The sequence below is a fragment of the Paracoccus sp. FO-3 genome, from assembly GCF_006386455.1.
GTDB lineage: Bacteria > Pseudomonadota > Alphaproteobacteria > Rhodobacterales > Rhodobacteraceae > Paracoccus > Paracoccus versutus.
The window spans coordinates 1-8,601 of the sequence record NZ_VCBQ01000150.1 but is presented as its reverse complement, the minus strand read 5'-3'; the positions used below and the strand labels follow the sequence as shown (position 1 = coordinate 8,601).

The 8,601-nt window shown below is 69.0% G+C and carries 8 protein-coding genes; 2 read left to right on the top strand and 6 right to left on the bottom strand.

The features are described 5' to 3' along the window. The first annotated feature begins 46 nt into the window (after window positions 1–46). Complete coding sequence (locus FE811_RS24510) at window positions 47–538, top strand: DUF2244 domain-containing protein (protein ID WP_116222877.1); 492 nt, start codon at window positions 47–49, stop codon at window positions 536–538. A gap of 835 nt (window positions 539–1,373) precedes the next feature. Here the strand turns inward: FE811_RS24510 and FE811_RS24505 are convergent. After that, on the bottom strand, window positions 1,374–2,384 hold the full coding sequence (locus tag FE811_RS24505) for a D-glycerate dehydrogenase (RefSeq protein ID WP_036751699.1): 1,011 nt from the start codon (window positions 2,382–2,384) through the stop codon (window positions 1,374–1,376). A gap of 91 nt (window positions 2,385–2,475) precedes the next feature. Here FE811_RS24505 and FE811_RS24500 point away from each other — a divergent pair, with 91 nt between their 5' ends. Next, window positions 2,476–3,078 carry an SH3 domain-containing protein gene (locus FE811_RS24500; RefSeq protein WP_243786219.1) on the top strand — a complete coding sequence of 201 codons (603 nt, stop codon included), beginning with the start codon at window positions 2,476–2,478 and terminating at the stop codon, window positions 3,076–3,078. A gap of 18 nt (window positions 3,079–3,096) precedes the next feature. Here FE811_RS24500 and FE811_RS24495 read toward each other — a convergent pair whose 3' ends face one another. The 5 genes from FE811_RS24495 to infC all read right to left on the bottom strand — a co-directional run bounded on the left by FE811_RS24495 (window position 3,097) and on the right by infC (window position 8,237). Then, complete coding sequence (locus FE811_RS24495; protein ID WP_116222878.1) at window positions 3,097–3,873, bottom strand: class I SAM-dependent methyltransferase; 777 nt, start codon at window positions 3,871–3,873, stop codon at window positions 3,097–3,099. Window positions 3,874–4,084: 211 nt separating this feature from the next. Next, complete coding sequence (locus FE811_RS24490) at window positions 4,085–6,121, bottom strand: M3 family metallopeptidase (RefSeq protein ID WP_116222879.1); 2,037 nt, start codon at window positions 6,119–6,121, stop codon at window positions 4,085–4,087. 29 nt (window positions 6,122–6,150) lie between these two features. Further along, window positions 6,151–7,170, bottom strand: a complete 1,020-nt coding sequence (locus FE811_RS24485) for a ThiF family adenylyltransferase (protein ID WP_370362704.1) — start codon at window positions 7,168–7,170, stop codon at window positions 6,151–6,153. 53 nt (window positions 7,171–7,223) lie between these two features. Continuing rightward, window positions 7,224–7,685 (bottom strand): dUTP diphosphatase, encoded by a 462-nt coding sequence (gene dut, locus FE811_RS24480; RefSeq protein WP_036751707.1) that lies wholly within the window; start codon window positions 7,683–7,685, stop codon window positions 7,224–7,226. Between the two features lie 12 nt (window positions 7,686–7,697). Then, a complete protein-coding gene (gene infC / locus FE811_RS24475; protein ID WP_036751709.1) occupies window positions 7,698–8,237 on the bottom strand; it encodes a translation initiation factor IF-3 in 540 nt (179 codons plus the stop codon). Between the last annotated feature and the right edge of the window lie 364 nt (window positions 8,238–8,601).

Below are 8,601 nucleotides of genomic sequence, written 5' to 3'. Positions count from 1 at the left end.
GAGGACTGGGATCGCGCCCAGGCGCATTGATCCCGCGCATTGAACGATGCCCTACGCATGGCATGACGCGGCCCCGGAGCAATCCGGGGCCGTCTGCTTTCGGCTCGAGATCTGGCCGCACCGCTCACTGTCCCGGCAGGGCTTCGTCTGGGTCATCGGGCTGGCCGCCGCGGGACTGGCGCTGCCCCTGCTGGCAGTGGTCGGATCGAAGGTGCTTTGGGGGCTCCTGCCCTTTGCCGCCCTGGCGGTCTGGGGGCTATGGCAGGGCATCGCGCGCAGCTATGGCGCGGCGCATGAGGTGATGCTGGTCGGACGCGACCGCCTGATCCTGACCCGCAGCGATCCCGGACGGCCGGACCGCATCTGGCAGACCAACCCCTATTGGGTGCGCACCGCCCTGCGCCAGAACGGCCCGGTCGAGGATTACCTGGTGCTGACCGACGGCCAGCGCGAGGTCGAGCTGGGCGCTTTCCTTTCGCCCGAGGAGCGAGTGGCGCTGCGGGACGATCTGGAGCGGCGGCTGGCCGAGCTGCGCTAGATGGGCCGGCCTGGCCGTCGCAGGCCATGGCTGCAGAACAGGTCAGCCGTCGACACGAATCGCCTTGTTTTCCGGGCCATAGGAGCGGTCCCCGATCACGACCGCCTTCCACAGCGCGCGGCATGCGCAGCTTCAGCCTCGTGCCCGGCTGGGCCAGGTCCGGGCGAACATAGCCCAGGCCGAGGGACTTGCCAAAGGCCCGCGACCCGCCGCCCGACCCTTTCGCCGGCCGCATAAGGCGCCTGGCGCCCCAGCGTTAGGCGTCAGGCGGCCGCTCAGCCGGATCACCTCTTTGCGGCGGATAGCCCCTGCAGGCATCGCCTGCTCAGTTGAACGCCTTCTCCAGATCGACGAAGCGGTCCAGCCCGGAGCGGCACCGCATCGCGGCCGAGGCGCGATAGCCCCTTTCCTCCCGCGGCCAGTTCTGCACCCGCCGACCCCCTCCAGCCCATGCCTTTCGCGACCCGCCGCTCCCGGGGACGGCCGCCGAACGCGGCCAGATCCCAATTCGCCCATACAGGCAACGCAGATGGCGCGGACGGGGCACATGCCCGGCGCAATATTGCGCATCGGCCGTCAACACGTCGCGCTCGACCGGCAGCGTCACCCCGCGCGGGCCAGGTGCAGCGCGATGCTGCAGCCCACGGCACCGCCTCCGACCCCAAGGGCCAGCACGGGGGTTTTCACGGCGAGCCCCTGCCCCGGCTTCCCCGCCGATCAAATGCCGGAACGACGCGCGGCACTGCCGTTCCCCGCGACACGATCCTGGCAAGGAAACGACATGAGACATCCGGGCCGTCAGGCCAAAACGCCCCGGAAAACCGGGGCGCCAGGGTCACAGCATCGAGGGCACCACCAGGTCCGGTGGCCGGTGGCCATCGGCGAAAGTCTTGATATTGATGATGACTTTTTCACCCATCTCGACCCGCCCCTCGATCGTGGCCGAGCCCATATGCGGCAGCAGCACGACATTGGGCAATTCGCGCAGGCGGGGGTTGATCTCGTGCCCATGCTCGAAGACGTCAAGGCCGGCGCCGGCGATCTCGCCCGCGCGCAGCATCCGGGTCAAGGCATTCTCGTCGATCACCTCGCCGCGCGAGGTGTTGATGATCACGGCCGAGGGCTTCATCAGCTTCAGCCGCCGCGCGTTCAGCAGGTGGAAGGTCGAGGGGGTATGCGGCGCGTTCACCGAGACGATGTCCATGCGCGCCAGCATCTGGTCCAGGCTTTCCCAATAGGTCGCCTGCAACTCGGCCTCGATCTCGGGGCGCAGGCGGCGGCGGTTGTGGTAATGCACCTGCATGCCGAAGACATTCGCCCGCCGCGCCACCGCCTGGCCGATGCGGCCCATGCCCAGGATGCCAAGGCGCCGCCCGCCCAGCCGCCCGCCCAGATGCGCGGTCGGCGACCAGCCGTGCCAGCGGCCGGCCTGCATCTCGGCCATGCCCTCGGGCAGGCGGCGGGTGACGCCCAGGATCAGCGCCATGACCACATCCGCGGTGTCCTCGGTCACCACACCCGGCGTGTTGCTGACCAGGATGCCGCGCTGGCGGGCGGAATGCACGTCGACATGGTCCACGCCCGCGCCGTAATTGGCGATCAGCTTCAGCTTGTCGCCGGCCTGGGCCAGCATGGCCGCGTCGATCTGATCGGTGATCGTCGGCACCAGCACGTCCGAGACGCGCATGGCGGCCACCAGTTCCTCGCGACTCATCCGGTGGTCGTCGGCATTCAGCGAAACGTCGAAAAGCTCGGACATCCGGGTCTCGACCGCCTCGGGCAGCCGCCGGGTCACGGTAACTTTAAGGCGCGAGCGGGTCGGATCGGTCGCATGAACGGCGGGCATGGTCGCTCCTCTCTTCCAAAGCCGGGCGGCTTTTGGCAAAGTGCCCGCGATGCGGGGCAGGCACAAGACCCCGAAAAAGCAGGACGGGCAGATGAAGCAAGGACAGGTCTGGCTTGGCGCCGCGATACTGGCGACGGTGGCGTGCTTGGGATCGGCGGCGCTGGCGCAAACCACCGATCCGGGCGAAACGCTGGACGCCAAGCAGATCCCCGGCCTGTCCGCCGATGCGACGATCAGCCGCCACCAGGACGGCCGGCGCGACCCGAATCGCGGCTCTGTCACCAACCTGCCGCTGCCGCGCTATGTCAGCCTGAAGGGGGGCGAGGGCAACGCCCGGCGCGGCCCCAGCCTGTCGCATCGCATCGACTGGGTGTTCCGCCATGCCGGCATGCCCTTGCGCGTGGTGGCCGAGTTCGGCCATTGGCGCCGGGTCGAGGACCAGGACGGCGCCGGCGGCTGGGTGCATTATTCGCTGCTGTCGGGCGTGCGCACCGCCATCGTGACCAAGGACATGCTGGACCTGCTGGCCCGCCCCGAGCCGCGCGCCGAGGTGGTGGCGCGGGCCGAGGCCGGCGCCATCGTCCGGCTGCACGAATGCAGCATCGACTGGTGCCGGGTCTCGGGCGGCGGGGAAAAGGGCTGGGTGCCCAAGACGACGATCTGGGGCGTCGACCCGGACGAGATCCGCGACTGAGACCCGCGCGCCGGCGGGTCAGCCGGCCTTGCGGATCACCACATGGCCCAGCGAGACGCGCATCCAGGCAAAGCGCGAGGCGCGCGGCGTGCCGGCACCGAAATCGGGATGGGTCATGTCCTCGGCCCCGCATTCGTCGATCAGTTCCTTGACGAAGCCGACCATGCCGCGGTCATGGCCGTGAAACCGCCGCCGCACCAGGTTCCAGCGCATCCAGCCGGTCAGCCTGCCCAGCGGGGAAACCGCCTGCGCCAGCCCCGAACGATGCAGCCTGTCGAGCAGCCTTTCACGGGGAGAAAGCCGGGGCGGCCGGGGGCGATAGGATTTGCCGTCGGGATATTGCCGCCAGTATCCGGTGCCCCAATCCTCGATAAAGTAATATCCGCCCGGCTTGAGATGGTTTTCGAAAAGATGCCAGAAACTGATGCGGGACAATTGCCCCACATGCGAGGCATCGTCGATGATGACATCGAAACCCCGCGGCGCCCGTTCCGCCGCCATCCGGTCCAGAACCGCCCTGTCCTGCTGTTCGCCGACATAGCAGCGCACCCGGCCGCTTTCGAAACGTGCCTCGCATGGCTTGATGTCCAGCCCGGTGATCTTGGCATTCGGCAGCCAGGATTCCCAGTGTCTTAGCGAATCGCCGCGCGCTATTCCCAATTCCAGCAATCGCAGCGGCTGCATGCGAAGAGGGCCGATATATTTCTCGTAATTGACGAAATAATGTCGAAGCCCCATCTTGTCGATCGGCACTTCATCGACGCTTTTCATCGAGGCCGCATTGGAAACCCGCATGCCTTCCTCCCGGACAGATCACCGCCTACTTTCTAAAAACTGCCTGGAAAGGATAGGCCGGGGCTGCCGGGCCATCAAGGAATTGGCACCCCGCCTGCCGGAATAGACGGGTTGATGCCAACCTGGCGGCGACCAACCCTCAGGTCATATTTCCTGTGGTTGTGCAATCCGCCATGGAAGTCGGCGAATCGCGCCTTTGCGAAAGCGGCGGTCAGCGGGCCTCGGGCAGAAGCCCACGCCCCTTCAGCAGCGCCTCGACGCCGGGTGTCCGGCCGCGGAACTTCAGCCACAGCTCGTCGGCCGGCAGGGAATCGCCCTTGGAGAAGATCCATTCCTCCAGCCGCCGCGCGGTTTCCGCGTCGAAGGGATCGCCCTTTTCCAGGAAGGCCGCGAAAGCGTCGGCATCCATCACCTCTGACCACATGTAGCTGTAATAGCCCGAGGAATAGCCGTCGCCGGAAAACACATGCGCGAAATGCGGCGTGGCATGGCGCATGGGGATCGCGGCGGGCGCGCCCAGTTCCGCCAGCACCTCGGCCTGCCGCGCCATCGGATCGGCGGGCGGCGCGCCGCGGTGAAAGGCCAGGTCCACCAGCGCGCTTTCCAGGTATTCGGTGGTGGCAAAGCCCTGGTCGGCATTGCCGGCCGCCAGCATGCGGTCGCGCAGCGCGGCGGGCAGCGGCGCCCCGGTCTCGGCATGGCGGGCGTGGCGGTCCAGCACCTCGGGCCGTTCCAGCCAATGCTCGAAAAGCTGGCTGGGCAATTCGACGAAATCCCGCGCCACCGAGGTGCCCGAGATCGAGGGCCAGGACACGTCCGACAGGATGTGATGCAGCGCATGGCCGAATTCGTGGAACAGCGTATGCGCATCGTCCCAGGACAGATAGGCCGGCGCGCCCGCGGCCTCGGGCGGGGTAAAGTTGCAGACATTGGTGACGATCGGCCGCTGTCCCTCGCCGATCTTGTGCTGCTGTTGCAGCGACGAACACCAGGCCCCCGACCGCTTGCCGGGCCGGGCGAAGTAATCGCCGACGAAGACCGCCATGCGCCGGCCGTCCCGCGTCACCTCCCAGGCACGGGCATCGGGCGACCAGAGCGGCGCGTCGAATGCCCGCATCTCGATGCCGAACAGGCGCTGCGCGGTGTCGAAGACCGCGCCCAGCATCGCCTCCAGCGTCAGGTAGGGCTTGACCTCGGCCTCGTCGAGATCGTGTTCGGCCTTGCGCCGGCGCTCGGCATAGAAGCGCCAGTCCCAGGGCTCCAGCGCGCCGTTCACCCCGTCCTCGCGCAGCATGGCGGTCAGGCGCTCGGCATCGGCCTCGGCCCGCGTCTTGGCGGCCGCCCAGACCTGGGTCAGCAGCGCCTCGACATTCTCGGCGCTGCGGGCCATCTCGGGCTCCAGCTTGTAGCTGGCGAAATCCTCGTAGCCCAGAAGCCGGGCGCGCTCGTGCCGCAATTGCAGGATCTCGGCGGCGATGGGGCGGTTGTCGGTCGCAGCCCCGCCGGCCCCTGCGCCCGAGCCGCGCGCGCCCCAGGCCCGCCAGGCCGCCTCGCGCAGGGCGCGATCTTCGGCATATTCCAGGAAGGGCACGATCAGCGAGCGGTTCAGCGTCACCACCTGCCCCGGCATCCCGCGTTCGCGCGCCGCCGCCCGCATGGCGCGGACCAGCCAGTCGGGCAGGCCGGCCAGCTGGTCGTCGGCCACGGCCATGGCAAAGTCGCGCTCATCCGCCAGCACGTTCTGGGCGAAATCGGTCGACAGCACCGCCAGCCGCTCGCGGATTGCCGCCATGCGCTCGCGCGCCGCGCCGGTCAGGCCGGCGCCCGCCCGGCGCAGCCCGCGCAGGGTCAGCTTGGTCAGGCGGCGGTCCTCGGGCGCAAGCTCGTCGGCGTCCTGCATCACCGCCTCGACCCGGTCGAAAAGCCGCGGGTCCATGCTGACCTTGCTGCCATGCGCGGCCAGGCGCGGGGCGATGCGGCGCTGCAGATCCTCGCGCGCCGGGTTGGAATCGACTCCGGCCAGGGTGAAGAAGATGGCGCAGAGCCGGTTCAGCGGCTCCTCGGCCGTCTCAAGCGCGGCGACGGTGTTGGCAAAGCTCGGCGGCGCGGGATTGGCGGCGATGGTCTCGACCGCCTCCTCGGCCAGTTTCAGGCAGGCGTCGAAGGCCGGGTCGAAATCCTCGTCGCGGATCAGGTCGAAACGCGGCAGGCCCAGCGGGCCGGTCCAATGCGTCAGTTCGGGGTTCATGCGAGCCTCCTTTTCCGGCCGGGAGTGTTTCAGCCTGCGCGGAAATGTCCAGAGCCGCAGGCGGGGCAATCGGCGCCTCGCGCGATTTTCATCAGCCGGTTTTCGCCATAAAGCCCGTCGAAGATCAGCATCCGGCCGCGCAGGGGCTCGCCGGCCCGCGCGATCAGCTTGATCGCCTCCAGCGCCATCAGGCTGCCGATCACGCCGGGCAAGGGGCCGACGACGCCCGCCTCGGCGCAGGCGGGCGCAAGGCCGGCGGCCGGGGCATCGGGAAAGATGCAGGCCATGCAGGGCGCGCCGTTCCGCGGATCCCAGATCGTCACCTGCCCTTCCCATTGCGCGATGGCGCCGGCGACCAAGGGCACGCCGGCGGCGATGCAGGCCGCGTTCACCGCGCGGCGGGCGGCGAAGCTGTCGGTGCCGTCCAGCACCAGGTCATGTTCGGCGACCAGCGCGGCATCCTCGGCCCCGATGCGGCGGTTCAGCGCCGTGACCTCGACATGCGGGTTCAGCGCCAGCATGGCATCGCGCGCGGCCTCGGCCTTGGGGCGGCCGTCGTCGGCGCTGCGAAAGATCACCTGGCGCTGCAGGTTCGACAGCCCGACCCGGTCGTCGTCGGCAACGGTGATCCGGCCCACGCCGGCGGCGGCAAGGTAAAGGCAGACCGGCGCGCCCAGCCCGCCTGCGCCCACGACCAGCACGCGAGCGCGCCGCAGCGCCGCCTGCCCCGGCCCGCCCAGCTCGCGCAGCACGATATGGCGGGCATAGCGATCCAGTTCCGGGTCCGAAAGCGGGCCGGCCGGCGCGGGCGCGGCCGGCTCGGGNGGGCGCGGGCGGGTCAGGCAAGGGGATGGCGCGGCGATGCAGCTGCCGCAGCAGCAGGCGATAGCCCAGCCCCAGCGCCACCACGCCGCCGGCCAGCCCCCAGACCCGAGGATCGCCGCCGACCAGTCGCGCCAGGGCGCTGCCGGGCGCCAGCACCAGCGCGGCGATGGCGGCCAGCCACAGGGCCGCGACCCCCGCCCAGCCGCGCCATTCCGGCCAGCCAAGCAGGCGCGCCGCGACCAGCACGGCAAGCATGAAAAGAAGGATCAGCACGGGCTCAGCCCCGCCCGGTCGAGCCGAAGCCGCCTTCGCCGCGCGCGGTCTGCTCCAGCGCCTCGGCCATGACATAGGCGGCGCGGGTCACGGGGGCGATCACCGCCTGGGCGATGCGCTCGCCATGCTGGATCGCATAGGGCTGCGGGCCCAGATTGATCATGATGACCCCCAGCGGCCCGCGATAGTCGCTGTCGATGGTGCCGGGCGTGTTGGGCAGCGTCACCCCATGCTTCAGCGCCAGGCTGGAGCGGGGGCGGATCTGCATCTCGTAGCCCTCGGGGATCTGCACGCGCAGCCCGGTGGGCACCAGGCGGATCTGGCCGGGTTCAAGCAGCAGCTCGGCCCCGCCCAGATCGGCCCGCAGGTCGGCGCCGGCCGAGCCCTGGGTCTGGTATTCGGGCAGGGGCAGCGCCGGGTCGGCACCCGGTTCGCGCAGAACCAGAATCGTCACCTCGGCCGCCATCCCCAAAGCCCCTTATTTCGGCGAGATCATCATGACCATCTGGCGCCCTTCCAGCTTGGGCATGGATTCGACCTTGCCCGCCTCGCCGACATCGGCGGCGACACGGTTCAGAAGCTCGACCCCAAGCTGCTGGTGCGCCATCTCGCGGCCGCGGAAGCGCAGGGTGATCTTGACCTTGTCGCCCTCGGCCAGGAACTTCATGACCGAGCGCATCTTGACGTCGTAATCATGGGTATCGGTTCCGGGGCGGAACTTGATCTCCTTGATTTCGATGATCTTCTGCTTCTTGCGGGCCTCGGCCTCGCGCTTTTGCTGTTCATACTTGAACTTGCCCAGGTCCATGATCTTGCAGACCGGGGGCGTGGCATTCGGCGAGATCTCGACAAGATCCAGCCCGGCTTCCTGTGCAAGCTCCAGACCGCGGGCGGGTGTCACGACGCCGACATTCTCGCCTTCGGGACCGATCAGGCGGATTTCGGCGACTCGGATGCGCTCGTTGACGCGGGGGCCGGTGTCACGGGTGGGCGGAGCGTTATGCGGTCTGCGGGCTATGGCTGTCTTCCTTGTGTTGCCAGGGGTTCCGGGCGGTTAAATAGTCCTGCGCAGGCAGATTTTCAACCGGATTCGATGGCTCGGCCCCAGGTTCCGCCGCCGTTTTGCACGGTTTTGCGGGGCCGCTTCCCCCCCTTGGCGCGGCATGGCATAGAAGGGGCGACCCGCCACAGCCCTGACGGAGAGACCGATGAAGAAATTCCTGGCCGTGATCGTGATTCTTGCCCTTGCGCTTGGCGGATTGTGGCTGTGGAGCGGCGGCGATCCGATGGGCCGGCTGGCCGGCGACGTGCCGCCCCCGCCGGCCCAGGCACCGGCCGAGCCCCCGCCCCCGGCGCAGCAGGGCGCCAATGCCGCAGCCGAC